Here is a 26,237-nt window from a genome sequence, read left to right as displayed (position 1 = left end):
GCCATGACCGCAGCCTCCCTCCCCCCCAGCCCCCGTACCCGCGTGCGCCGCGTCGCCGAACTGGCCAATCACGCGCCAAGCACTTTGTACGCCATCGTCGATGCCGCCTACCTGTGTCATATCGCCTTCCAGGATGACAAGGGCAGCCACTGCATCCCGACCGCCTGCTGGCGCATCGACGGCCACCTGTACATCCATGGTTCGAACGGCAGCCGCATGCTCAAGCAGCTCTTGCACGACACCGATGTCTGCGTGACGATCACCCATCTCGACGGCCTGGTATTGGCGCGCTCCGCCTTCAACCACACCATGAACTACCGCTCGGCGATGATCTATGGCCAGTTTGAAAAGGTGGCCGACATCGGCCAGCAGCATGCGGCGATGGACGCGCTGATGGAGAAACTGGCGCCGGGACGCCGGGCCCTGGTACGCGGCGGCAGCGCCAAGGAATACGCCGCCACGACGGTGCTGCGCATCGCACTCGACGAATGCGCCGTCAAGCAGCGTACAGGCGGACCACTGGACGATGCCGGTGACATGGCGCATGTCGTCTGGACAGGCGAACTGCCCTTTACCCACGGCCATAGCCCGGCCATTGCCGATGCGCTGAATACCAGCGAGATGCCTGTTTACGCGGCCGCATGGCGTACTGAATCCGCTTGACCCGCCAGCGTGCTTGCCCGATGATCGGCGTTGATGGCGCGGAAAAGAGCTGCGCACCAATCGACCCACTCATGAATGGAGCAGATGATGACGAAGCGAGTATCCCTGGCTGTGGCCCTGACGGCAATGCTGGCCTGCGGCGGCAGCGGCGCGGCACTGGCCGCCGACACGGCCGATGCAGCCCTGAAGACGGCGATTGCCGGCGACGCGCGCACCCCGGCCAACGTGGCACGCGACAGCGCACGCCATCCCTATGAAACGCTGACTTTCTTCGGCATCCAGCCCGGCATGACGGTAGTGGAACTGGCACCCGGCGGCGGCTGGTACACGGAGATCCTGGCGCCCTACTTGCGCGAGCACGGCAAGCTGATCGCCGCTGGAAATGACCCACAGTCGGCCAGCGAAGGCGCGCGCCGTGGTGCCGCGCGCTTCCAGCAAAAGCTCGACGCCAAGCCAAACGCCTTCAGCAAGGTGGAAATCGGCGCCTTCGCGCCGCCCACCACCTACCGCATCGCCCCCAAGGGCACGGCCGACATGGTGCTCACCTTCCGCAATATCCACAACTGGATACCGATCGGCGAAGAAGGCATGCAAAACCTCTTCAAGCAAGTGTATGACAGCCTGAAACCGGGTGGCATATTCGGTGTCGTCGAGCACCGTCTGCCAGCAAACAAGGTGCAGGACGCCACTGCCAACAGCGGCTACATGCACGAAGCATATGTGATCAAGCTGGCCGAAAACGCGGGCTTCAAGCTGGTGGCAAGGTCGGAAATCAACGCCAATGCCAAGGATACGGCCGACCACCAGGGCGGCGTCTGGGCATTGCCGCCAACCTACGCCAACAAGGACGTGGAGCGTGCCAAATACACGGCCATCGGCGAGAGCGACCGCATGACCCTGAAGTTCGTCAAGCCATAAGGGAAAAAAGGCCACCTCGCGGTGGCCTCTGACTATGTGCTGCAGACAGCTTTACTTCTTTTCTTTGAGCGGTTTCACCGGCACCAGACTCAAGTCCTGGAAGTCGTAGCTGAAATCCGTCTCAGCCGACACGGGCACCATCTTCACACGGTCGATGCTACCGTCCGGATTGAGCGAGAACGTCACATAGGCGTCGGCGTTGAAGTTGCGCTCCTTCCAGCGCACGATGAAGGTGTCGTGCTGCCAGTGTTCCAGCTCGCCCGTCAGGTCCGGCGTGCGCGTAAAACTGAGGATGTGCTTCTTGCCCTCCGGGCGGATAACGACCTTGCCATACCAGGCATCTTCGTACTCGCCATCGTACGATGCCAGCGGTAGCGAAGGCTGCGATTTGGCGGCGCGCGCGCTCGATGCCTTGCCCTGTTTTTTCACTTCTTCGGCATGCTGGTCTTGCTCCAGTTTCGCCACCAGCGCGAGCCAGTCCGACGGCGCCGCCTGCAGGTAATGGTCGAGGATGCGCCATTGCAGCGCCGTCATCGAACCGCCATTTTCAGCATTGGTCAGTATCGCCACGCCCAGTTTGGCTTCCGGCACCATCAGCACGCGCGAATAAAAGCCCTGCAGCGCGCCGCCATGCATGGCCACTTTCATGCCCTTGTAGTCGCGCAACTGGAAACCCAGGCCGTAGGCGCTGAAGTTCGGCTTGGTCGCCGCCAGTGCCGGTTTCGGCTCCGGGATCTTGATCGGCGTTTGCGCCGTCCACAATTCGCGGGCCTGCTTTTCGCTGAACAGGCGCGCTTCCTTGCCATCCTTGTTTGTCACGCCGGCGATCTTGCCGCCATCGAGCAGCACCATCATCCACTTGGCGATATCTTCCGCATTCGTGTTGATGCCGACAGCACCCACGGCGTTCGGCACGGGCAAGGATTTGACGGCGGCGATCTTGCCGTTGATCTTGCTGTGCGCATTGGCGACGTCGGGATTGCCCGCGTTTTCAGCCAGGCTGGTAGTGGTGCCCGTCATTCCAAGCGGTGCCAGGATGCGTTCGTGCATGGCCTCGCCCCAGCTCTTGCCAGCCTTGTCGGCGATGATCTTGCCAGCCACGATGTACAACAGGTTATCGTAGGCGTAGCTGTTGCGAAAACTGGTGGCCGGACGGATGTAGCGTAGCTTCTCGATGATTTCGTCGGTCGTAAACGTGGTGGTAGGCCACCACAGCAAGTCACCGGCGCCCAGGCCCAGGCCACTGCGATGCGTCAGCAGGTCGCGGATGGTCATCGCGCCCGTCACGTAGGAATCGTGCATCTGGAAGCCGGGCAAATGTTTGGTAACCGGGTCGTCCCAGGCCAGCTTGCCCTCGTCGACCAGCATGGCCAGCGCGGCGGCTGTGAAGCCCTTCGAGTTGGATGCCACTTCGAACAGGGTCTTCGCATCGACCGCAGCCGGTTCGCCTAGTTTGCGCACGCCAAAGCCCTTGGCGGTGATGACTTTGCCATCCTTGACGATGGCAATCGCCATGCCCGGCACATCGAAAATTTTCAGGGCGCTGGCGACGTCGCGGTCAAGATCGAAGGCGGGCGCGGGCGCCGGCGCAGCGGCAACGATTGGTACGGCATCGGCTGCCAGCGCCGGCAGGGTGATGCTGGAAAACGCCAGCACGATGGCGGTGGCGATGCGGTTCATATGCTGCTTGGTGTGCATGGTCAGTCCTTGCGTATGGGTTTAACGTGCCTGTGCGGCCATCAGCCTGTCGACGCTTTCCTGCGTCACCGGGTGATAGCGTTCGCGCGCCTTCGCATACACGTCCTTGGCCCAGGCATGGCCTTGTGGCGTCTTCATCAGCGCGCTGTACAGCGGCACGACGAATTTCTGGCGGCCCACGCTCATCAGGAATGTCTGCAACGGCGCCTGCACGTCGTAACCGGCGTTCACGGAAGCGAGGTAGAAGCGGTAGGCCACTTCATTGTTGCCGCTCTTGCCCACACCGTAGACCTGGTCCAGCTCGCGCAATTGCGCCGCGCTAGCCTTGCCATTGATGTCGTTCAAAAAATGCATCGATTCGATGGCGATCCACTTGTCCATGCCCAGTTCCCTGGTGGCCAGCTCGCCCTTGAGCCAGGCGTCCCGGTGCTGATCGAGCAGCGCCAGGCGCGGCGAGACGACGCGCTGTCCGCTGGCCGGCACGCCCGTGCCATACAGCCATTCATTGAGTTCCGCCTCCGGCATCACGTCCGGATGCTGCGCCAGCAGATTCTTGCGCAGGTAGTCGATGAACTGCGCCGTCGTCACGCTCTGGAACGCGTGCTGGTCGAACCAGCCGCGCAGGAAAGGATCAAACACGGCACGCCCCGCGCGCTGCTCCATGGTGGCCAGGAACCAGGCGCCCTTCGGGTAGATGATGCCGTCGTCGGTATAGGTTTGCGCCGGATTGGTGTCCGCATCGCGCGTGATCAGCGCCGTTTTCGCCGCAGGCAATTCGCGGATAGCGGCGGCCAGCTCTTCCTGGTCGACCTGCACGCCCATCTGCGCCACTTCACTGCCATACAACTGCTCGACGATGCGCGTGGTGACGTAGGTAGTAAAACCTTCGTTGAGCCACATGTGCTTCCACGAGGCGTTGGTAACCAGGTTGCCCGACCACGAGTGGGCCAGTTCATGCGCAATCAGGTCGACCAGGCTGCGGTCGCCCGCGATCATGGTCGGCGTGAGGAAGGTCAGGCGCGGATTTTCCATGCCGCCGTAAGGGAACGATGGTGGCAGCACGATCATGTCGTAACGCCCCCATCCATACGGACCATACAACGCTTCGGCTGCCTGGATCATCTTTTCTGTATCCGCCAGCTCATATTCGGCGGCCTTGATGCGCGGCGGCTCGGCATACACAGCCGAACGGGGGCCGAGTGTGCGCACTTCCAGTTCGCCGATGGCAATCGCCAGCAGATACGAGGGAATCGGCTGCGGCATCTTGAATTTCCAGCCGCCCTTGCCCGTCGCCTTTTCATCATTTTCGGCACTCATCACGACGCGCATGCCCGCTGGCGCATCGATGCGCGCGCTGTAGGTGAAACGCACGGCAGGCGTATCTTGCGACGGTACCCACGAGCGGGCGTTGATGCTTTGCGATTGACTGAACATGAAGGGCAGCTTGCCGGACATGGTTTGCTGCGGCGTGAGCCACTGCAGCGCGATGGCGTTAGGCGCAGTGTGATAGTAGACGCGCACTTTTTCAGGCTGGCCCGTGGTGGTGATGCGCAGCGCCTGGCCCTTTTCCGGGTCGGCCTTGTCCAGCTGGTACGGCGCCAACTGCCATGCACCGCGCTTGTCCTGCACCTGCACCTTGGCGATCGCCAGATCACGCGTATCGAGCACCAGGGTGCGCGCCGCCGGATCGATCCAGTTCAAGGACAGCTCGGCGTAGCCGCTCAAGGTCTTTTGATTGAAATCGGCTTTCAGGTCCAGCTGCAGGTCGCGCGTGCGCACCTGGTCGTAGCGTGCGTAGCTGAGGGGATCGGCGTGCGCAGCCAGGGTTACCTGGCAGAGTAGCGCACAGCCCAGCGCGCGCAGGTAGGTCATAGTTTGCATGGTCGTCTTTTGAATGATTTGCGAAAGCCCCGGTCCGTGTGCGCCGGGGCGTCGCGCAGAATAGCACTTCCGGCACAGGCCTGGCGGAAAAAGCGCCGGACTGGCCGGCGCTGTTTCTCTATTTCGTCTCTGGCCGGGCCACGGCCTTGGCCTCCGGCTTTGTCTCGGGCGCCTTCAACGGCGTATTAAAATCCTTCATCAGGTTGTTCTTGTCGCGGTCCTGCTTGAACAGTTCCAGGCGCGACGGCGCGATTTTTCTCGGCCATGCGTTGTTGCTGGTGTCGATGTCGGCCGTCTCCCAGTACGGGTCCTGCACCAGGCCCACCATCGGCTCGTCGGTGATGATGACTTTGCTGATTTTTTTCGGCGAATAGCGCCACACTTCGGCCGGCACGCGCTCGATGATCTTCTTGCCGCTTTTCAGTTCGATCTCCAGGATCAACGGCATCACCAGGCCGCCTATATTCGACAAATCGACTAGGTAAAGATGCTTGCCCTGCGCACGCTGTTCCAGCAGTTTTCTCTCCCACGGTTCCAGCGTTTCCTGCTCTTCCACATAGCTGTTGCGGTCCTTGTTGGTGGCCGTGAATTCATCGTGCTGATTGTAGAAATCCTTCAGCGTGGGATCCGTATCGACTTTCTTTGGCAGCAGCTGATTGCGCTGGTCCGAAATCGAGATGGGCTGGGCTGCCTTCTGCGCCTTTTTCCACGCTTTCTCGATCTCCGGATTCTTCGTGCTGACGCCATATTCACTGATGCCGTCGATGCTGATGTCGACTGCATCGGTGGTATAAAACCAGCCACGCCAGAACCAGTCCAGGTCCGTGCCGGAAGCGTCTTCCATGGTGCGAAAGAAATCGGCCGGGGTGGGCCGCTTGAACTTCCAGCGCAGCGCATACTGCTTGAAGGCGAAATCGAACAGTTCGCGTCCCAGGATGGTCTCGCGCAGGATGTTGAGGGCCGTGGCCGGCTTGTCATAGGCGTTCGCCGTGAACTGCAGCAGCGACTCGGAGTTGGTCATGATGGGCACCTGGTTCTGGCTGCGCATATAGTCGACGATCTTGCGCGGCTCGCCATTCCAGGACGGGAAATGTTCTTCCCATGCCTGCTCGGCCAGGTACTGCAAAAACGAATTCAAGCCTTCGTCCATCCACGTCCACTGGCGCTCGTCCGAGTTGACGATCATGGGAAAATAATTGTGCCCCACTTCATGGATGATCACGCTGATCAAATCATATTTTGTCGTCTTCGAATACGTGATCTCGCCCGTCTTCTTGTCTTTCACGGGGCGTCCGCCATTGAACGAAATCATCGGATATTCCATGCCGCCCACGGCGCCATTCACGGAGATCGCATTCGGATACGGATAGTCGAAGCTGTACTTGTTGTACTGCTCGATGGCGTGCACGACGGCGCGCGTGCTGTACTGCTGCCACAACGGATTGCCCTCTTTCGGGTAGTAGGACATGGCCATCACGCGCTTGCCGCCGCTGTCGAGGCCCTGCGCATCCCAGATGAATTTGCGGCTTGACGCCCACGCCACGTCACGCACATTGGCCGCCTTGAAGTGCCAGGTCTTGGTCGCCGTCGTCTGGCTCTTTTCGGCCGCCAGCGCTTCCTCGGGCGTGATCACCAGCAGCGGCGTGTTGCTGTTTCTCGCCTTGGCCAGGCGCTCGCGCTGCGCTGCGCTCAACACGTCAGACGCATTCTGCAGCTCGCCCGTGGCGGCCACCACGTGATCAAACGGCACTGTCAGGTACATTTCGTAGTCGCCAAATTCCAGCGTGAATTCACCCGAACCGAGGAACTGCTTGTGCTGCCAGCCGACGGCGTCGTAGTAGGCAGCCATGCGGGGGAACCACTGCGCCACCTGGAAGATGGTGTTCTTGTCGTCTTCAAAGTACTCGTAGCCGGAGCGCTCGACCAGCACCTTCTGGTCATTGATTTTATACGACCAGTCGATGCCAAAGGTGATGCTCTGGCCCGGCGCCAGCGCCACCGGCAAATCGATGCGCAGCATGGTCTGGTTGACCACGTAATGCAGCGGCTTGCCATTGGCCGATTTGACGCTGGTGAGATTGAAGCCGCCATCGAACTCACGGCCCTCATGGATGGCACGGAAATCCTCGAACTTCAGCGCCTCGTCCTCATTGCCACTGAGCCAGGCCTGGCGCGACGGCGCACTCAATACGCGGCGCTGGTCAGCGTCCTTGCGCAAGCCATTCTGGTCCAGCTGCAGCCACAAATACGCCAGGCTGTCGGGCGAGCGGTTGTGATACGTGATTTGCTCGCTGGCGCTAATCTCGCGGCGCGCCTCGTCCAGCCTGGCGCGTATCACGTAGTCGGCGCGCTGCTGCCAGTAGGCGTGACCCGGTGCGCCAGAGGCGGTGCGGTAAGCATTCGGCGTGGGCAGCAATTCTTCCAGCTGGCGGAATTTATCTTCAAACGGCGCGGCCCCGGCAGACAGGCAGGACGCACTGGACAACAGCGTAAAACACAGGGCAAGCACGTGTAGGGTGACCGGCAAACGCATGGCGCATTCCATCTGGAAGTGGGGAAGATAGGCCATTCTAAGTCCAGCCTGTTTGCAAAACGATCACTGTTGTCCGCGCCCCACATCAAACATCACTACGCCGTCCTGGCACTGGCGTGGCAAGGGCCATTGGCGTATGATGCACCTCGAACATTGGGGAGTAGTCGTCCTGCGGTCCTGCCGCAGGAACCTGTATCAACATGATTGGCCCGCAGGCCATGGTGCAGGTGGTTGCAGAACTTGACGAGACCATTGATCCAGGGCGGCCGCATGGGCCGGAGTCGCCCGTGGATCATTGGTTAATTCGTCCGGCCCACGTACCTCTTGCAATCTCATGGAAGCATTCCTCATCTCCACCGGCATCGTCGGTCTCGCTGAAATCGGCGACAAAACCCAACTCCTGGCTTTTTTGCTGGCCGCCAAATTCCGCAAACCCCTGCCCATCGTGCTGGCGATCTTCGTCGCCACCATCGCCAATCACGCGTTTGCCGCTGCCGTCGGCGCCTGGATCACCAGCATGCTGGGACCCAACGTGCTGCGCTGGGTGCTGGGCGTATCCTTCCTGGCGATGGCCGCCTGGACCCTGATCCCCGACAAGCTCGATGAAGACGAGACCAAGCTGGCCAAATATGGCGTCTTCCTGACCACCCTGATCGCCTTCTTCATGGCGGAAATGGGCGACAAGACGCAGGTGGCCACGGTGGCGCTGGCAGCGCGCTACCACGACATAGTTTCCGTCGTGCTGGGCACCACCTTCGGCATGATGCTGGCCAACGTGCCGGCCGTGTACCTGGGCGACAGGATCGCCAACCGCGTGTCGCTGCGCCTGGTGCACGGCATCGCGGCGCTGGTATTTGCCGTGTTGGGCATCGCTACCCTGCTCGGTGCCGGCGCCGCACTCGGCTTGTAGGTCACGCCACCCGCAATAGAACCGCATACTCGCGGTTCTCGTCGCGCAAGGCGATGCTGTCGCCGTCGACCGCCACGCCGTCAAGCGAGAGGCCGGCAGGTCGTCCCTGCGCCTTCTCGACCGTGATTGCATAGCTGCTGGCACCGAAGCGGTAATGCAGCTTGAAGCTGTCCCATTCGTCCGGCATGCAGGGCGCTAGGCGCAACACGTTCGCTTCGCGCGTCACCCCCAGCAGGGATTCAAGGATCAGCCGGTACAGCCAGCCCGACGAACCCGTGTACCAGCTCCAGCCGCCACGCCCCACGTGCGGCGCAACGGCATACACGTCGGCCGTCACCACGTAAGGTTCGACCTTGTAGCGCGCCACCGCCTGTGCGTCAAAGCCATGACGCACAGGGTTGATCATGCGCAGCAACTCCCACGCCTTTTCCCCATCGCCCATGCGCGCAAATGCCATCGCCGTCCAGATGGCCGCATGCGTGTACTGGCCGCCGTTCTCGCGCACGCCCGGAACATAGCCACGGATATAGCCGGGGTTCAGATCGGACTTGTCGAACGGCGGATCGAGCAACTGGATCACGCCCGAATCGCGCCGCACCAGGCGCGCATCGACCTGGCGCATGGCACCGGCGACTCTGTCCTTGTTGGCAGCGCCCGACAGCACGCCCCAGCTTTGCGAAATCGAATCGATCTGGCATTCTTCGTTGGTGTGCGACCCAAGCGGCGTGCCATCGTCGAAATATGCGCGCCGATACCATTCACCATCCCACGCATGTTCCTCGACATTGGCCGCCAGTTTGACGGCTTCGTCGCGACAGAACTGGGCAAATGCTGCATCGCCGCGCAGCACGGCCACCTCGGCAAAGCGCTGCAGCACTTCGTACAGGAAGAAGGCCAGCCACACGCTCTCGCCCTTGCCGTGTTCGCCCACCTTGTCCATGCCGTCATTCCAGTCGCAGGAACCCATCAAAGGCAAGCCATGCACGCCCAGGCGCAAGCCATGGCGGATGGCGCGCACACAGTGCTCGTACAGGTCGGCCGATTCGCCCGAGCGCACGGGCAAATCATAATAGGAATCCTCTTCCGGCTTGACGGCGCGCCCCTCGATGAAGGACACCACTTCCGACAGCACGTTGACGTCGCCCGTGGCGATCACGTAGCGGCAGGCGGCCAGCGGCAGCCACAGATAATCGTCGGAACAGTGCGTACGCACGCCCCGGTCCGACGGCGGATGCCACCAGTGCTGCACGTCGCCTTCGACAAACTGGTGCGCCGCGCACAGCAGCAAGTGACCACGCAGCAGCTGCGGCGCCGTGTGGATCATGGCCATCGCGTCTTGCAGCTGGTCGCGAAAACCATAGGCGCCGCCCGACTGGTAATAGCCACTGCGCGCCCACAGGCGGCAGGCGATGGTCTGGTACATCAGCCAGCCATTGGCGATCACGTCCAGCGACGGATCGGGCGTCTCGATGCGCACGGCGCCCAGGGTCGTCTCCCAATGCGCGCGTACTGATTCCAGGGTACTGCGGGCCGCTTCCTTGCCCGCATGGCGCTGCACCATGGTGCTGGCATCGGCATTCCGGCGCCCACCCACGCCGAGGATGAAGACGATTTCGCGCTCCTGCCCCGGCTGCAGCTCGAACGGCACCTGGATCGCCGCGCACGGATCGAGACCTGTGCCAGCCTTGCCGGACAGGCGCACGCGGCGCATGGCCGCTGGCTGCGCAAGGCTGCCGTTGCGGCCGATGAATTCATTGCGGTCGCAGGTGATGGAACGGATGCTGGCGTCGGTATTGAAGAAACCGACCCTGCCCGAAAACTCCGTGTTGTAGTTGTTGCGTGCAAATAGGGCGCCGCTGATCGTATCGACCTCGGTGGCCACATGCATGCCGGACTTCGCGCGCAGGTCGGCCAGCACCCATTCCACATAACCGGTGACGGACAGGCGGCGCGGCACGCCGCTGTCGTTGCGCACCTTGATCACGGAGTATTTGACGGCCGCATCCAATGCCACATAGGTGCACAATTCGGTGGCGATGCCTCCTTCGCTATGCTCGAAAATACTGTAGCCGAAACCGTGGCGCGTCACATAATCGCCGCTGCCGCGCGCCGGCAGGGCCGAGGGAGACCAGAACTGGCCACTGTGCTCGTCGCGCACATAAAACGCTTCGCCGGACAAGTCGGAAACAGGATCGTTCTGCCATGGCGTGAGGCGGAACTCATGCGCATTTTCACTCCAGGTATACGCCTGGCCACCCTCGGAGAGCACCGTGCCGAATTGCGCATTGGCCAGCACATTCGACCATGGCGCCGGTGTCTTTTTATCCTCGCTGGTGGTGATCACATATTCGCGGCCATCGGGAGTAAAGCCGCCCAGGTCATTTTCCAGGATCAGTTCGCGCGGCGCGGCGCGGTGCGGCACGCCACCATGTTCGCGTGCAGGATCCTGCAGCAATGGCGGCATACGCAGTACTGGGCTGGGCGGTCGCTTGACCTGTTCGGCCAGGGTGCCGCGCAAGTCGCTGATGATGGCGCGCGCCACCGATTGCAGCAAGATGCGGTCTTCGTTGGCGATCTGTTCGGCCAGGCGAAGGAAGATGCCGCCCGGGCGGTCGATCGCCTGCGCATCGATGCCCGAGGCAATCAGCCCCATGATCTGGTCGTGCAGCAGTTGACGGTAGCCCGCCTGCTCTTCGTACCAGATCACCAGATCGACCACCAGTCCTTTCAGGCGCCAGTAGGCGTGCGCCTGCACCATCTGGCACGCCAGTTCGATATTGGCCACATCGCGTATCTGCAGCAACACGATGGGCAAGTCGCCCGAAATGGCATACGCCCATAGACCGGACTGGCCGCGCTGGTTCTTGATCAGGATGCTGGCCTCGGCGCGCAGCGCGGCATTCGGATAGATCACCGCATTGGCCAGGCGCGCATACAGCTGCGCGTCCGCTTCGCTGGCGTTCAACTGGCGCAGCACCACCTGGCTATGCGTCCAGGCCAGCTCGAACACCCGGTCGGACAGGTGGCGATCCTGGTATTTATCGATCAGGTGCAGCGCTGCCTCGCGCTGTTCGACCATGCCGGTGACACTGTCCACCGTCACTGCCTGGTCAGGTGCCAACGTGATGACATAGCGGATGGCCACGATGGGGTCCAGCACGGAACCCTGGCCGCCGCTCAGCGGACCGCTTTCCTGCAGCGCTTGCGGCAACTGCGCCGTATTACCGCGGCCGATGAAGCGCGCACGGTCCGTCTCGAACGAGACGGCATAGTGCTCGATATCGTGCACCGTCATCACATGCAGCAGCCACGGCATCGGCTCGTCTTTCGAGCGGGGCCGGCGCGTGCACAGAATCGCATTTTCATGCGCCAGGATTTCCGTCTGCACGAACAGTTTGCTGAACGCCGGATGGGCGGCATCGGCCGCCGCCGGCGCCATCACCACTTCGGCATAGCTGGTGATCTCGATGCGCCGCTGGCGGTTCGAATTATTGCTGATGCGCGTGCGGCGAATCTCAATATCGTCTTCCGGCGAGACGACGATTTCGGTGTATAGATCCAGGCCATGGTCGGCGCGGCGAAATTCCGCCCGTCCCTCGGAAAAGATCACCTCGTAGTTCTTTGGCTCGGCCAGAGTCGGCTGGTACATGGTAGACCAGACTGCGCCGTCGTCGAGGTCGCGCAGATAGCAGAAATTACCCCAGTTGTCGCGCGTGCTGTCTTCACGCCAGCGCGTCACGGACAGATCTTTCCAGCGGCTGTAGCTGCCGCCGGCATTGCTCACCATGACGTGATAGCGGCCATTCGACAGCAACTGCGTTTCGGGCACAGCGCTGTTGGCCTGCGTGAGGATGCGCATCGGCATGGCCTGCTCGGGCGCGCCGCTGCGCAGCACCGCCAGTTCGGCCGTGTTCGAGTAAAAGGCGCCCGCCTGCGGCATGCGTTCCTGCAGCACCAGCAAGGCCGATTGCAGCAGCGGATCGGACTCGAAACGGCGCTGCATGGGGCGATCGTGCAGCAGGTAGCTGAGGGCCAGGAAACCCATGCCCTGATGGTGCACCATGAACGAACGGATCACGGCGCTGCTCTGGCCGCGCGGCAGGCGCGCGGAGGTGAAATCGACGGCCTCGAAGAAGCCATAGCGACCCATGTAGCCGGCAGCCTGCATGCGCTGCAGATTCTGGCACGATGCTTCCGGCTGCACCATCAGGCCCATCATGCTGGCATACGGCGCCACCACCAAGTCGTCGGCCAGACCCCGCTTCATGCCCAGTCCTGGTACGCCAAAGGCGCGGTACTGGTAATTCAGGCTGGCGTCGACGGTGTAGTAGCCGGACTCGGAAATCCCCCACGGCACATCGCGCTGGCGGCCATAATCAATCTGCGCCTCGATCACGGAGTGGTAAGTCTGGTCGAGCAGGGTGTTCGGGTAATTCGGCATCACCAGCAGCGGCATCAAGTACTCGAACATCGAGCCGCTCCACGACAGCAGCACGGGCTGGCCGGCCACCATGCACAGCTGGCGGCCCAGCGCAAACCAGTGCTCTTGCGGCAGCTGGCCCTGGGCGATGGCGATGAAGCTGGCCAGGCGCACTTCGGAGGCCAGCAAGTCGTAATAGCTGGGGTCCAGGCGCCGCTCGCTGACGTTGTAGCCAATGGCCAGAAGCTTGGTCGACGGGTTATACAGGAACGCGTATTCGATCTGCGCGAAATCGCGCGCCTGGCCTGCCGCGCGGGCTATATCGCGCATGAGGCGGCCAGCCTGTTCGCGGCCTTGCGCCAGCAGCGCTGCCAGCTCGGGAGCGCTGCCCCCCTCCGCTTCCAGGTTGGCCAGCTCACGCAGGGTCGGCACGCGCAGCAACGCCGCATCGATGCCCAACTGCGCCGCCCATGGCGCCAGTTGCAGCAATTCTGCCAGCGCCGCGCGGCACTGGCGCGCCAGTGCGCCACTCCACATGGACAGTTCGCCGTCCTCGCTTTGCAAGGTCAGCGACAGCAACGCGTCGGCTGCGCCATTCGCGGCATTCAGGTAGGCATGCCATTCGGCCAGGCTGGCGGGCGCCGCCGGCTCCTGCAACAAGATCAAGCTGTCGCGCATGGCCTTGCCTACGCCTTCGGCTGCAGTGAATTCCTGCAGCACCTGCGCCGTCGTGCGGATGCCCTGCACCACTTGCGCGCCGATGATGGGTGCGTCATACAGCTCCACCAGGCCGGGCTGCAAGGTCAGCAGATGGCCGGCCAGGTTGCCGCTGTCGACCGTCGAGATATACATCGGCTGCAGCGCCTTCAGGGTCTGCGTGTCATACCAGTTATAGAAATGGCCCTGGAAGCGTTCCAGTTCACCCATGCTATGCAGTGTGGCGCGGCTGCGCTCGATCAATTGGCCCACGGTGATATAGCCGAAATCATAAGCCGTCAGGTTGGACAGCAGCGCCAGGCCGATATTCGTCGGCGAGGTACGGTGCGCCACCACCCGGTTCGGATGCTCCTGCATGTTATCTGGCGGCAGCCAATGATCATCGGGGCCGACGAAGGTATCGAAATAAGCCCAGGTCTTGCGCGCCACGCCATGCAGAAAGCGGCCCTGCTCGGCCGACAGGCGCGCCACGGCCCGTTCGATGGGACGGCTGATCCACCAGGCGATGGCGGGGGCGGCAAGCCACAGCAACAGCACAACGGCCGCTGCCGGCAAGGCTTCGGGGCGCCAGTACAGCAAGGCACCAAAGGTGGCCAGCGCCAGCGCCGGCGAGCACCACATGGCGCACCAGCTGTCCGCCTGCGAACCGGAAGACGTGTGCAGGTTCGAGGCGCGCCAGTCGAGTAAATGCTTGTGCGAGACGGCCAGGCGCCACAGGGTGCGCACGATGGCGTCCAGGCTGATCCAGGCTTCGTATGGCAGGAAGACGAGGGTCAGCATGGCATGCGAAAACTGCACGCCGCAGCGCCGCTCGAAGGCGGCCAGATGCTGGCGCCACAGGGTGTCGCGCGGCTTGCGCAACAAATCGTACAGCGCCGAGAACACAGGCGGCAGGAAGATGATGGCCAGCACCGCCGCGCTCCAGAATGCCACGTTAGGCAGGAAGCCCCACACCAGCAGCAGGGAAAGCGTCGTGGCGGGCGCCACGACGCTGCGGCGCAGGTTATCGAACAGCTTCCAGCGCGACAGCATCGACAAAGGATTGCGTTCGCGCTTGCCGGCGCGCCCCGGCACGCGGCCCAGCAGCCAGCCGATCAGTTGCCAGTCGCCGCGTATCCAGCGCTGGCGCCGGCTCACGTCGGCGTCATAGCGGGCCGGATACTCCTCATACAATTGCGAGTCGCTGAGCAAGCCCGCGCGCAAATAGCAGCCTTCGAGCAAATCGTGGCTGAGGATTTTATTATCGGGCAGGCGCTGCCCCAGCACGCGCTCGAACATGTCCAGGTCATAGATACCCTTGCCGATGAACGAACCTTCATAAAACACATCCTGGTACAGGTCCGATACGGTGCGCGTATAGGGATCGATGCCCGGCTCGCCGCCGCACAGCAATTCGTAGCGCGACGCATTCGCGCTGGGTAGCGCCACGGCCACGCGCGGCTGCAAGATGCCATAGCCTGCCACCACGCGCGTGCCGGCCGCGTCCAGCACGGGCCGGTTCAACGGGTGCATCATGGTGGCGATGAATTCGCGCGCCGCGTCGCGCGGCAGCTGGGTATCCGTGTCGAGCGTGATCACATATTTGACCGTGCGCAGGCCGCGCAATTCGCCTTCTACCAGCGAGAATTTGTCGCGCGCACCACCGCGCAAAAAGGCGTGCAGGTCGGACAATTTACCCCGCTTGCGCTCTTGCCCCATCCACGCATTCTGCTGCGAATTCCACAGGCGTGGACGGTGCAGCAGCAGGAACGGACCCACATGGGCCAGCGCGTCGCGTTCGGCCGGTTCGCCATTGCCCTTGAACTCGGCACCCTCCACGCAGTACTTGTCATTCAGGCCGCGGATGGTGTCCTGCGCCTGGCGCAGCAAGGCATCGTCGCCGGGCAGGGTTTGCGCGCTTGCATCGACAAAGTCGGTCAACAGGCAAAAACGCAGATTCGGGTCGCGGTTGGCCAGGTAGCGTACTTCCAGCGCTTCGCACAGGGCCGCCACGTTCTCCTGGCTGTAGATCAGGGTCGGCACCACCACGATGCCGCGCGCGTCCGATGGAATGCCGGCTAGGTAATCCATGCGCGGCAGCGGGTGCGGCGAGGTCATCAGGGTCGCCAGCCAGTTCACCACGGCGACGGCCAGCTGGCTGCTGCCCAAGAGCGCCAGCACGCCCAGCGCCGCCAGCGGCCAGCCCTGCACGCCATGACGCACGGCGCGCTCCAGCAGCAGTGCGCTCGTTGCCAGGGTCAGGAAACATATCGCGCCCAGATACACGGCCAGCGGTGCGGCGCGCGCCGTCTGCTGCAGCGCCTCGACGAAGGGCAGCTTCGCACCGGCCTGCTTTTCCAGCACCAGCACGCCGCGTCCAACCAGATAGAAGCCGATGTGGCCGCGCCGTGCATCATTGCCGTTGCCATGCGTGTGCGCCAGCTGCACCACCATCTCGGCCACGTTCACTTCAGTGTGCCCACTGCGCTTGGCGATACGCTCAATGGCATGGCGGTAGCTGTCGCGCGTGGCGAAATCCATCAAGCCATAGGTGCCGGCCGGGTCGAGGCGCAAGGTTTGCTCGACCACGCTCATGGTCTCGACGAATTCCTGCCAGTCCATGGTGCCGAGAAAACGCAGGCTGCCGATGCTGTTGGCGATCGACACCTGGTCAGCCGCCTGCTGCCCGATCTCGGCCTGGATCTGCTGCTCGATGGTCAGGCCCGATTCGGCCAGCTTGTGCGTCAGCCACGACAAGGCGAGGGTCAGCGACGAACTTTGCCCCTGCAGGCGGCGCGATAATTCCGCCACGAAGGCGCTGGTGATGGGCGGATTCGAGCGCGCCATGTCGGCCACCAGCAGGATCAAGCCGCTGGGATTGCGCTCGGCGATCTCCATCATCTGATCAGCCCAGGTATTGGCCAGGTCGCGCTGCATGCGGTTGTCGGCCACGCGCACGGCCACGCGGCGCAGGTTTTCGATCAAGGCCAGGCGCAGCATGATGGGCACGGCCCACAATTCGCCGAGCGTGAGTGTGGCGAGATCCTGGTAAGCCTCGACGAAGTGGCACAGGTTTTCCAGGTCGACGCGGCCATCGCCATGCGAGATGATTTCCAGCGCAATTTTATACACGCGCGGGCAGCCCGCATCGACGCACAATGTCAGGCGCGGCAGTTCCTTGCTGTAGTTCTTCGGCAGGTGGCGCCGCGTGGTGCGGATCTGTTCCTCGATCAGGTAGAAATTATCGAGCAGCCATTCCGAGGCGGGCGTGACCTGGCGCCCGCTCTTGACGGTGGCCGTCAATTCATTGACGGTGGCCGTGATCAGGGCCGCGTTATCGGCCAGGCGCGCCAGCAGGCGGTCGCGGCCGTGATGCCGTCCCACCGCATGACCAGCAGCCACATGCTTGCCGTGGGCGGCCATCTGCATGGCGCTGAACAATTCCGAACGCAGGGGCAAGGCGTCGTCGCGCGCGGCGTCAAACGTGTCTGGTACCAGGGAATGGTCGCGGAAGATTTCTTTTAATTTGGAAATCTGTTCCTTGATCTGCTGCGTGACAACTGCTGTGTATTCTTTCAACTTGGGCCTCGCTAGGTGCGCGCAGGCAGCCAGCGGCCAGCGTCACGTCGGCCCAGTCAGCAGAAAATAGATCGGACACTGGCGAAGACGGAAAGCGAAGCGCCGGAGCGTTGCGACGAATCTCAGGGTATAGGGAGATTTTCTGAACTTCATCGTAGGGGCGCTGGGAGCGCAAGACCGTGCGCTAGCGTACATAGCCGGAGCTTTTGCGGCGTATAGGCCAAGAAATCAACGAGGTGACCGGGAGAAAAATGCCAAAAGGAAATGAATGAAAGAAATGAATCACCGGCACCGTGCCAATGATGGCACGGTGCAAGATTTCAAATAGGAAACTTCAGGCGACCTCAGGCCGCGATAGCCAGCGGGCAGTGCGTCGCTTCCGCCATCGCCATGCCGCCGTTGAGTTGCCACGCCGCAACATGACCGAGGCGGCGCAGGCAGGCGGCGGCACGCGCGCTGCGATTGCCGCTGCGGCAGAAGAAGACCAGCGGACGCTGCGGTTGCTGCAGCCACTCGCTGACTTGTCCTGCCAGGCGGTTCAGCGGCACACTGTGCACTTCGCAGCCCTCGAATACCGTACCGGCGCAGGCCGCATGTTCATACGCCTCGCGCACGTCGACCAGGATGGCGTCCGGATGCTGGTGCAAGAAGGCGGGCAAGCCGGCCGCATCGAGCTGCAACTCGCCGGCGGGCGTCACGTCCGCCTGCGCGGCGCGCACGGTGCTGCAAACGCTGCTGTCATCACACGCTGCGCACAGCACGGTGTCTGGCGTCACCAGCCCAGCATCGAGCAAAGGAGCGATGGCCTGCGGCGCAAGGGTACCGATGAAGGCAAAACGCTGCTCTAGCAGGTACACGTGGGTCGCGCCGCAAGCGACGCGGCGCAGGCGTTGCTGGCCCATGGCCAGTTCGCCGCCGGCAGCAAGGTCGCCCACCTGCTCGATCGCCAGTTCCTGCAGCAGCGCCAGGCGCGCCGCGCCATTGTCGCCTGGGGACGCTGTATGTACGATGGCACGCAAGGTGAGGTGCTGGCAACGGATGAAGGCGGCCAGGCGCGGCACCAGGGCGGCAACGGGATCGATGACGACGCAACTGGCGCTGGCGGCGTCGCTCAGCAGCCAGCTGCACTGGCCATCGACGCACAGCTGTATCAAGCCGTCATGTATCAGGCCGTCATGTGGCGATGGCGTTAACGCCGAGGGCAGCAGGCAACTGCTGCGCAAGGCCTCGCCGCAGCGTTCGATGCGCGCGCAGGCAGCCGCTATCGTTGCCGCGTCGATCAGGGGGCCGAACGACAGGCGGATAGCCGAGCTGGCGCGCCACTGCGGCACGTGCATGGCTTCGAGCACATAGCTGGGCAGGGCCTTGGCAGCGGAGCAGGCGCTGCCCGAGCTGACGCGCACGCGCGCCGCGTCGAACAAGTCCAGCAGCTCTTTCGAGGACAGGCCCGGCACGGAGAAATTGAGCGTCGTGGGCAGCGACAGGTCGAATGGCATGTTGAAGACGATGCCGGGAAAGGCGTGCTCCAGGCTGGCCACCAGGCGCGCGCGGAAAGCGGCCAGTTCAGCGTGGCTGCGGAAGGTCGATCCATCTTCCAGGGCGGCCAGCACGGCGCCCAGGGCGGCGATACCGGCCATGTTTTCCGTCCCCGAGCGCAAGCCCGCTTCCTGGCCGCCACCCATCATCAACGGTGTCAATGGCGCACCGGCGCGCACGTACAGCATGCCGATACCCTTGGGAGCGTACAGCTTGTGGCCCGAAAACGGCGCGTAATCGATGCGCGTGGCGGCCAGATGCAGCTGCAGCTTGCCCAACGCCTGCACGCAATCGACCATCCAGTAAGCATCGGCATCGCGCTCCTGCAGCAGTTGCTCGATGGCGGACAGGTCGCTGATGACGCCCGTTTCATTGTTGGCCGCCATCGTGCACAGCATGGCCGTATCGCCGATCAGCGCCCCCAAGGCCTGCAAGTCGTGGCGCCCCTGTGCATCGACGGGGAGTTTACGCACTTCCAGGTTCAGACCCAACAGACGGTTCCAGTGCGCCAGGCTTTCCGGCACCGCCTTGTGCTCGGTCGCGCCATACAGCAGCAGGCTGCCGATGCGCTTGCCCGCATCGCGCCGCTCGCGCAGCGCACACAGGGCCGACAGCACGGCCGTCTGGATACCTTCGGTAGCGCCACTGTTGAACATCAGGCGCCCGTCGCCCACGCCCAGCAGGCGGCTGGCGCGCTGGCGTACGCCATCCATCATGGCCTTGGCCTGCAGCCCCGTGGCATGAGTACTGCTGGGATTACCGTAACCTTGCTCCATCGCTTGTTTGGCGGCGGCAACAGCGGCGGGCAGCACGCAGGTAGTGGCATTGCTGTCGAGGTAGATTTCTTTCATGATGGCAGTCTATAAAGGCGAGAAAACAAGGGGCGTCGCAGGTGCGGCTCGGGTATGCATATAGTCTAGCGGCAGGCGTCCGTGAAGATATGCCAAAAGACACTGCAAACGCGGTAATATCTAGCACACCTATACTACAGAATTAAAAAATGTAATATGAATTCACCAAACACTTCGCTCGACAAATTCGACTGCGCCATCCTGGCCGCCCTGCAAGCCGATGGCACCCTGTCGATCGCCGCCCTCAGCGAAAAAATAGGCTTGTCCAGCACGCCGTGCTGGAAAAGGCTCAAGCGGCTGGAAGAAGAAGGCTATATCGAAAGCCGCGTGGCCATCGTCAACCGCCAAAAAGTAGGCTTGCCCGTGACCGTGTTTGTCAGCGTACGCACGGGCCAGCACGATGAAAAATGGCTGCGCCGCTTTGCCGCCGCCGTCATCGTCTTTCCGGAAGTGCAGGAATTTCACCGCATGAGCGGCGACATCGACTACCTGCTGAAAGTGGTCACCACCGACATCAAGGGCTATGACACCTTCTACAAAAAGCTCATCAAGGCCGTGCAGCTGACGGGCGTGTCGTCCGCCTTTTCCATGGAAGAGATCAAGTACAGCACCGAGTTGCCGCTGGAATTGATCGCGCATGGCTTGCCTGCATGAGTAATCTTGTGGGTGCAAGGGCGAGTATCCCGGGCGGGTATATAAAAGCAAAGAGAGACGGCGACTACAGAAATCGCGATGTTGAAGATGGGGCAAGAGGAAATGCCGTAATGAATGCAGCGCCTAAAAAATTGAATCTTGGAGACGACTTGAATTCACAACATCTATCGGGAAATGACAAATTCCCCAGCGAGTTAGCATGATTACAATCCGCGACATTTACGCATTTCTCGAACTCGTTGAGCAATGCAATTTCAATTCCGCTGCGGAAAAGCTGTTTCTGACGCAGTCGGGACTATCGAGAAAAATAAAACACATCGAGGATCAGGTAAATCAACGGCTTTTTGAACGAACTACACGCTTTGTTCGGCCAACCCGTGAGGGCCTGCTACTGGCCCAGCATTGGAGTGCTGCTGTTGCCATGTATCAAGCGGGCTTGACCGCCATTGCGGCTGAAGACGAGCAATTGCATGGTTCCCTGCAGATCGGCGTCAGCGGAACCTCGCGCTACGGCGAATGGCAAGGAATCGGCGAAGAATTCGTCAACCGCTACCCCAAAGTCAATATCAGAATTGAGTCAATTACGACGCAAGATGTGATTTTTCACGTCAAGAATGGTGACCTTGAAGCAGGATTTTGCGGCGGCGGCTTTGTCGACCTTGATACTCTTGGCGTTATCAAAATCGAGCAAATTCCGTATCGGGCACTGGTGCCGTCAGAACATCCTCTTGCAAAACACAAGCACATTACATTAGCGGACTTGAAAGGGGCTCCCCTGGTTCTCATGAACGGCAAAACCTGGCCGATAGTGCGTGGACCACTCGACATCATCCTGGAGCGCGAGGACTTGCTAGGCCAGGTGGTCAAGGAACCTCACTTTTCTGACATGCAAATACGCACGATTGTCAGTGGTGAAGCTATCGGCATACATCCGAACGCGCAGGCCCAATTATTTCCCGCAGGTGTGACGCAAGTTGACATCAGCGACCTGGGGCTAGTGCTGGATAACAACTTTATCTGGAAAAAGACCACTACCTCGCCTATCGTTCGCGCCTTGGTCAATTTGGTTAAGGCCCGCCACTCCCCTGCGTGACCAACCGTGGTATCGACCACAAATACAACAGCTTGAACCGTCGTTGGCCTCCAACGACTGGGTTTCGCAGCTCGTTTGCGGGTTCAACCGCCAACGTAAAACCCACCTTCCACCTGCCCACATCTTCAGATGCCAGATGATTGCCAGGCTGCATATTGCCAGTCAGCACATGCCTCGCCGACTCATCACTACTGCGCATGAATAAAGCGAATCCACGCATTGGACTGTGAATAAGCTCGTCTCTATAGTCAATCAAGCACGACAAACGTTAGCGGATATGCGACACAAGCCAACACCGCATAACGCCGCGAAAACCTGCGAAAAATCCCCAAGATAATAATATTTTATAGAGAGACGATGTTGAATACATATAAAAAAATTACTGCAATCGTGGCCGGCATGTGCGCGGTCTCTAGCCCTGCCCTGGCGCAGTCCGGCGTCACCGTCTATGGTGTCGCCGATCTGGGTGTCAGCATTGACAGCAATGGCAACAAGGGAGACAAGGTAAGCCGTGTCGGCTCAGGCTACGTCTACGGCAGCCGCCTTGGATTCTCCGGATCAGAAGACTTGGGGAACGGTTTGCGGGCGCTGTTCGTCCTTGAAATGGGCGTGGATATGGACATTGGTGCAATGAAATCTTACCCCGATCCTTCCAGTGCCACTCCGGCAGCGCCCGGTGGTGGCGCCAGTACTGGTTTCAACCGACGCGCACACGTCGGCCTCAGCGGGGACTTCGGAACCGTATTGCTGGGCCGCGACTATACGCCGCTGTTCTGGACTGCTGCAACGCTAGACCCCATGGAAATGGGCATGTATGGGAATCTGCAGGCAGCCGGCGTGCTGTCGGGCACCGGTATCGAACGCTTTGGCCGCGCCAGCAACAGCGTTTTCTACACGACGCCAACGTTCGGCGGCTTCAAAGGCCGTTTCATGTACAGCGCCGGATCGGAAAGCAATGGTGCTCAGGGACGGGCGCCAAAAAACGCTAACGACATGCTCGCTATCGGTGGCGAATATAAATCAGGCCCAATCCTCGTTTCCGGCGCCCACCAGCAACTCAAGATGCCGATGGTGGCAAACGGCGCATTTACTGGAAATGGTACGCGCAAAGACACCATATTTGGCGCCAGATACTCTACCAACGTATTTTCGCTCTCGGCGGGATATCTGAAAATAACGCAACCGGTTCCCCATTCGGACGGCCGCGATATATGGCTGGGCGCTTCCTATACGATGGGTGCAAGCAAGCTGTATGCGATGGTACAAAAACTGCGTCAAGCGTCGGCGAAAGCGGATCGCAATGGCACCTCGTATGGCTTGGGCTACAAGTATTCCATGAGCAAGCGTACCAGTGTTTACACGACGATAGGCTATGTGAAAAACGATACCAACGCCGCTTTTGCGCTGCTGGCCAGCGACCCTATCGTGGCACCGGGTGCACTGGGCGCAAGCCCGCGGGGTCTGGCACTGGGCATCTTGCACTCCTTCTGATCGACATGCAGTGCGCCGTGATGTCGACACGGCGCACTTTATCAAGACACGGCGGTTTCCTGCCTTACGGCGCATCCTTTGCAAGGGCGCCGCCACCTGCAACAGACGATTTCGCTTCACGCACCGGTACACCGTTCCAACTTGCCAGGGCTTTTCTGGCTTTTTCTGGATCAATCCATTTGTAGCCGACAAATGCGCCTATCAGCATCAACACGGCGGCAACCAGGAAACCCATTTCATAGCCGTGACTGGACGATACTCCGGTCGATGACTGTATCAGCCAGCCTGTAATGACGGGCGCAGGGAAAGTGCCTACGGTGGCAACCGCGTTTGAAATGGACAGCATGGCGCCTCGTTGAGATACGGGAACGACCTCGCCAATGATACCTATTGCCAGGGTGAAGACACTGATAGCCAATCCAACCGCCGCCGCCAGCAAATAGACTTTTTGCATGGCAGACACTGGCATGGCAACCAGGGCTATCAACAGCAATCCAGCCACGACAGTGGCGATACTGGCCACCGCGCCGCGCGCTTTTCTTGAACTCAGGCCTGAAGTCAACATGCGCTGCGATATGAACGACACCAGCAGATTGATGGGAATGCTGACGGCCACCACCAGCGCAAAAAGCTTGCCGCCAGCCACTGCATCGAACCCCAGGCCTTTCTGCAGATACAAAGGCAGCCATGTCGTTGCCAGCACGACCATCCAGTCCGCGACAAAAAACAGCATCATCGTGCTCATTACCGTGGGATTGCACAGCAGTGTCCGGTAGGGAATTTTTCTTTCTACGGCAGGTGCCACATTATTGGCCGGTGCAGCCGAATCGAGATTTCCTTCGGCGCCCAGCCACCACCATAATGCCGCCCATACCAGGCCTATGACACCGAGCACCTCAAAGCACGTGCGCCAGCCCCATTTGGCTGCAATCTGCGGAATAGCGATGCTGGCAACCATCAAGCCACACGTCGCGCCCATCAACATCACCGTTTGCGGCAAATTTCTCCGTTCATTGGGGAACCATTTGAAAATGGCGTGCGTGCTGATGGACGATGCCGGACCCTCACCGATACCGAGCAAAATTCGCGCGAGCATGATGGATACCATGGATCCCGCAAAAATGATGGGCAATTGCGCAAGCGACCACATCAAAGCCATGATTAGCAGCAGGCTCTTTGCCCGATATTTGTTCGCCAAAAAACCGCCCGCAACGCAGGCGATAGGGAAAAGCCAATAAAAGCTACTGGCGAGCAGTCCAAATTCTGTCGGCGTCAGATTGAACTCGCTCATGATAGGCGCTGCCACCAGGCCCAGAGCGACCTTATCGATGTAATTCACCATCATGAAGATGAAGAGAAAAAAAGTAATCGACCACGCTCTGGCTGGCCTGTATCGTGGCATTGCACTATTCATTGTTGTCTCCGGTCGTTATTTTATTTTGCGGATGATTGTAGAATTTACAGTGAGCAGATACGCGACTTCGCTTCCATATATTCCTTGGAAAGCTGCTCTACAAACTCGGCAGTGCTTGATATTTTAGAAATGGCGCCGATGCCCTGCCCGCAACCCCACACATCTCTCCATGCCTTGGCTTCGGTATTTTTAACCACCGCTGCAGCAGCGGGAGCCGATGCGCTGGCGGTCTGCACGGACTGCCATTTACTCTCCAGGCCTTCTTGCTTGAGATTCATCTTGCTGGCGTCGCTGACCGGCAAATTATCCGGGTCCAGGCCGGCATTGATAATGGAAGGTTTCAGGTAATTGCCATGTACACCAGTAAACATATTGGTGTACACGATGTCATCGGAGTTGCAATCGACGATGGCGTCTTTGTAGGTGTCTTTGGCAAGCGCTTCTTCGGTGGCAATAAAGGCCGAACCGATATAGGCAAAGTCGGCGCCCAGGGCCTGGGCTGCCAGGATGGAAGAGCCCGTCGCGATGGAACCGCTCAAGGCCAAAGGACCATCAAACCATTGGCGAATTTCCTGGATCAAGGCAAATGGGCTCTTGGTGCCTGCGTGGCCACCGGCGCCTGCTGCGACGGCGATCAGACCATCAGCGCCCTTCTCAATGGCTTTATGCGCAAAAGCGTTGTTGATCACATCGTGCATCACGATGCCGCCGTAGGAGTGCACGGCGTCATTGACCTCGGGGCGCGCTCCCAGGGAAGTAATGACGAAAGGGACTTTATATTTCGTAATGACTTCAAGATCATGCTCGTGTCGCTCATTGGTCTTGTGAACGATGAGGTTAATGCCAAACGGTGCGGCGGGCGACTCTGGGTGCTCTTTATCATGCGCGGCGAGGGCTTCTGTTATTTCGTGCAACCACTCTTGCAGCTTCGATGATGGGCGCGCATTGAGCGAGGGCATGGTACCGATCACGCCCGCTTTGCATTGGGCGATGACCAGCGATGGATTGCTCACAATAAAGAGGGGGGAACAAATGACAGGCAGCTTGAGGCCTTGTAAAGTTTTTGGCAAGTGGCTCATGATTTTGATTAAAGTAGAGATTGATGAAAGGGTTGCGTTCAGTTACTAGCTTGCGTGGATGCGGGTGGCGCGCTTATTTGCCCTGGAATTGGGCGCTGCGTCGTTCGCGCAGGGCATCAAGACCTTCGCTGCGATCTTCACTGTTCCAGATTTTACTCAGCGCCTCCAACTGCAAAAAGTTGGCCTCGACTGGCCCTTTGGGCAGGGTTTGCATGGCGATGGATTTCATGGACTGGATTACCAGTGGTGCGTTTTGCGCAATTCGCGTGGCAATTTCCATTGCACGCTTAAACGCGTCTCCCTCCGGCACAACTTCGTTGACCATGCCGATCTCGTAAGCCCGCGCCGCAGACATGGTGTCGCCGGTCAACATCCATTGCAGTCCTGGCCGATACAGGAAGCGTCCCGGGAATCCCGCCATGAGCCCGCCATACAGGCCCACGCGTGCTTCGAGATAGGCGTACGAAGCCGTACTTCCTGCGATGACGATGTCGCACATCAATACGAACGAGCACGCCATGCCCATGCTCGCGCCTTCGGTTGCCACGATGATCGGTTTATTGCATGGCACCAGGGTGTTAGGCATCGCGCCATTATCAGAATCGGGGGGATTCTTGAAATCCACACCGGCAGAAAAGCATGGCCCATTGCCCCTGACAACGCACACCAGGGCGCTCGATTGCGCGAAATCAAGCCATGCCTGGCGCATGCCGTCGACCATGCTCTGATCCCAGGCATTGCGGGCATCGGGACGGTTAAGCGTAATGATGAATATCTTGCCGTCGACTTCAGTTTGAATACTACTCATGTCACCTCCATTT

At 60.7% G+C, this 26,237-nt stretch carries 14 protein-coding genes and 1 riboswitch; of the genes, 6 read left to right on the top strand and 8 right to left on the bottom strand.

What is annotated here, in order from left to right:
- Positions 1–3: 3 nt before the first annotated feature.
- On the top strand, positions 4–663 hold the full coding sequence (locus ACQ4W6_RS00545; protein ID WP_436565252.1) for a pyridoxamine 5'-phosphate oxidase family protein: 660 nt from the start codon (positions 4–6) through the stop codon (positions 661–663).
- Between the two features lie 87 nt (positions 664–750).
- The gene (locus ACQ4W6_RS00540; protein WP_436565463.1) at positions 751–1,581 is read left to right on the top strand and encodes a class I SAM-dependent methyltransferase; all 831 of its coding nucleotides are present in this window, start codon (positions 751–753) and stop codon (positions 1,579–1,581) included.
- Between the two features lie 51 nt (positions 1,582–1,632).
- On the opposite strand, the gene ACQ4W6_RS00535 is transcribed toward ACQ4W6_RS00540, so the two are convergent.
- The 3 genes from ACQ4W6_RS00535 to ACQ4W6_RS00525 form a co-directional block, all read right to left on the bottom strand.
- Positions 1,633–3,279: a serine hydrolase gene (locus tag ACQ4W6_RS00535; RefSeq protein ID WP_436565251.1), complete on the bottom strand. Its 1,647-nt coding sequence runs from the start codon at positions 3,277–3,279 to the stop codon at positions 1,633–1,635.
- Between the two features lie 21 nt (positions 3,280–3,300).
- Entirely contained in the window at positions 3,301–5,160 is a 1,860-nt protein-coding gene (locus ACQ4W6_RS00530) for a M1 family metallopeptidase (RefSeq protein ID WP_436565250.1), read from the bottom strand.
- A 118-nt stretch (positions 5,161–5,278) separates the two neighbouring features.
- Positions 5,279–7,693: a M1 family metallopeptidase gene (locus ACQ4W6_RS00525; RefSeq protein WP_436565462.1), complete on the bottom strand. Its 2,415-nt coding sequence runs from the start codon at positions 7,691–7,693 to the stop codon at positions 5,279–5,281.
- 143 nt (positions 7,694–7,836) lie between these two features.
- Positions 7,837–8,006: riboswitch (yybP-ykoY riboswitch) on the top strand.
- A gap of 21 nt (positions 8,007–8,027) precedes the next feature.
- Here ACQ4W6_RS00525 and ACQ4W6_RS00520 point away from each other — a divergent pair.
- Positions 8,028–8,603 carry a TMEM165/GDT1 family protein gene (locus tag ACQ4W6_RS00520; protein WP_436565249.1) on the top strand — a complete coding sequence of 192 codons (576 nt, stop codon included), beginning with the start codon at positions 8,028–8,030 and terminating at the stop codon, positions 8,601–8,603.
- 1 nt (position 8,604) lies between these two features.
- On the opposite strand, the gene ACQ4W6_RS00515 is transcribed toward ACQ4W6_RS00520, so the two are convergent.
- Both ACQ4W6_RS00515 and ACQ4W6_RS00510 read right to left on the bottom strand, forming a co-directional pair.
- Positions 8,605–17,298 (bottom strand): GH36-type glycosyl hydrolase domain-containing protein, encoded by an 8,694-nt coding sequence (locus ACQ4W6_RS00515; protein WP_436565248.1) that lies wholly within the window; start codon positions 17,296–17,298, stop codon positions 8,605–8,607.
- Between the two features lie 344 nt (positions 17,299–17,642).
- Entirely contained in the window at positions 17,643–19,685 is a 2,043-nt protein-coding gene (locus ACQ4W6_RS00510; protein ID WP_436565247.1) for an aminotransferase class V-fold PLP-dependent enzyme, read from the bottom strand.
- 156 nt (positions 19,686–19,841) lie between these two features.
- Between ACQ4W6_RS00510 and ACQ4W6_RS00505 the strand changes: the two genes are divergently transcribed.
- From ACQ4W6_RS00505 to ACQ4W6_RS00495, 3 genes are all read left to right on the top strand, one after another.
- Entirely contained in the window at positions 19,842–20,339 is a 498-nt protein-coding gene (locus tag ACQ4W6_RS00505) for an Lrp/AsnC family transcriptional regulator (protein ID WP_436565246.1), read from the top strand.
- A gap of 199 nt (positions 20,340–20,538) precedes the next feature.
- Positions 20,539–21,432, top strand: coding sequence for a LysR family transcriptional regulator (locus tag ACQ4W6_RS00500; protein ID WP_436565245.1), 894 nt, complete (start codon positions 20,539–20,541; stop codon positions 21,430–21,432).
- A 357-nt stretch (positions 21,433–21,789) separates the two neighbouring features.
- Entirely contained in the window at positions 21,790–22,923 is a 1,134-nt protein-coding gene (locus tag ACQ4W6_RS00495) for a porin (RefSeq protein ID WP_436565244.1), read from the top strand.
- A 64-nt stretch (positions 22,924–22,987) separates the two neighbouring features.
- Here the strand turns inward: ACQ4W6_RS00495 and ACQ4W6_RS00490 are convergent, their stop codons facing one another.
- The 3 genes from ACQ4W6_RS00490 to ACQ4W6_RS00480 form a co-directional block, all read right to left on the bottom strand.
- Complete coding sequence (locus ACQ4W6_RS00490; protein WP_436565243.1) at positions 22,988–24,337, bottom strand: MFS transporter; 1,350 nt, start codon at positions 24,335–24,337, stop codon at positions 22,988–22,990.
- A gap of 44 nt (positions 24,338–24,381) precedes the next feature.
- Positions 24,382–25,416: an NAD(P)H-dependent flavin oxidoreductase gene (locus ACQ4W6_RS00485; RefSeq protein WP_436565242.1), complete on the bottom strand. Its 1,035-nt coding sequence runs from the start codon at positions 25,414–25,416 to the stop codon at positions 24,382–24,384.
- 73 nt (positions 25,417–25,489) lie between these two features.
- Positions 25,490–26,224 (bottom strand): enoyl-CoA hydratase/isomerase family protein, encoded by a 735-nt coding sequence (locus tag ACQ4W6_RS00480; RefSeq protein WP_436565241.1) that lies wholly within the window; start codon positions 26,222–26,224, stop codon positions 25,490–25,492.
- Between the last annotated feature and the right edge of the window lie 13 nt (positions 26,225–26,237).

Source organism: Janthinobacterium woesei (assembly GCF_051380875.1).
Classification (GTDB): domain Bacteria; phylum Pseudomonadota; class Gammaproteobacteria; order Burkholderiales; family Burkholderiaceae_D; genus Janthinobacterium.
This window is presented reverse-complemented; position numbering and strand designations above follow the sequence as displayed.

Excerpts from the sequence above, each read along its gene's own strand:
- ACQ4W6_RS00485 (WP_436565242.1), bottom strand. The coding sequence starts at position 25,416 with ATGAGCCACTTGCCAAAAACTTTACAAGGCCTCAAGCTGCCTGTCATT.
- ACQ4W6_RS00495 (WP_436565244.1), top strand. The coding sequence starts at position 21,790 with ATGTTGAATACATATAAAAAAATTACTGCAATCGTGGCCGGCATGTGC.
- ACQ4W6_RS00520 (WP_436565249.1), top strand. The coding sequence starts at position 8,028 with ATGGAAGCATTCCTCATCTCCACCGGCATCGTCGGTCTCGCTGAAATC.
- ACQ4W6_RS00540 (WP_436565463.1), top strand. The coding sequence starts at position 751 with ATGACGAAGCGAGTATCCCTGGCTGTGGCCCTGACGGCAATGCTGGCC.
- ACQ4W6_RS00535 (WP_436565251.1), bottom strand. The coding sequence starts at position 3,279 with ATGCACACCAAGCAGCATATGAACCGCATCGCCACCGCCATCGTGCTG.
- ACQ4W6_RS00480 (WP_436565241.1), bottom strand. The coding sequence starts at position 26,224 with ATGAGTAGTATTCAAACTGAAGTCGACGGCAAGATATTCATCATTACG.
- ACQ4W6_RS00530 (WP_436565250.1), bottom strand. The coding sequence starts at position 5,160 with ATGCAAACTATGACCTACCTGCGCGCGCTGGGCTGTGCGCTACTCTGC.
- ACQ4W6_RS00525 (WP_436565462.1), bottom strand. The coding sequence starts at position 7,693 with ATGCGTTTGCCGGTCACCCTACACGTGCTTGCCCTGTGTTTTACGCTG.
- ACQ4W6_RS00505 (WP_436565246.1), top strand. The coding sequence starts at position 19,842 with ATGAATTCACCAAACACTTCGCTCGACAAATTCGACTGCGCCATCCTG.
- ACQ4W6_RS00545 (WP_436565252.1), top strand. The coding sequence starts at position 4 with ATGACCGCAGCCTCCCTCCCCCCCAGCCCCCGTACCCGCGTGCGCCGC.
- ACQ4W6_RS00500 (WP_436565245.1), top strand. The coding sequence starts at position 20,539 with ATGATTACAATCCGCGACATTTACGCATTTCTCGAACTCGTTGAGCAA.
- ACQ4W6_RS00490 (WP_436565243.1), bottom strand. The coding sequence starts at position 24,337 with ATGAATAGTGCAATGCCACGATACAGGCCAGCCAGAGCGTGGTCGATT.
- ACQ4W6_RS00510 (WP_436565247.1), bottom strand. The coding sequence starts at position 19,685 with ATGAAAGAAATCTACCTCGACAGCAATGCCACTACCTGCGTGCTGCCC.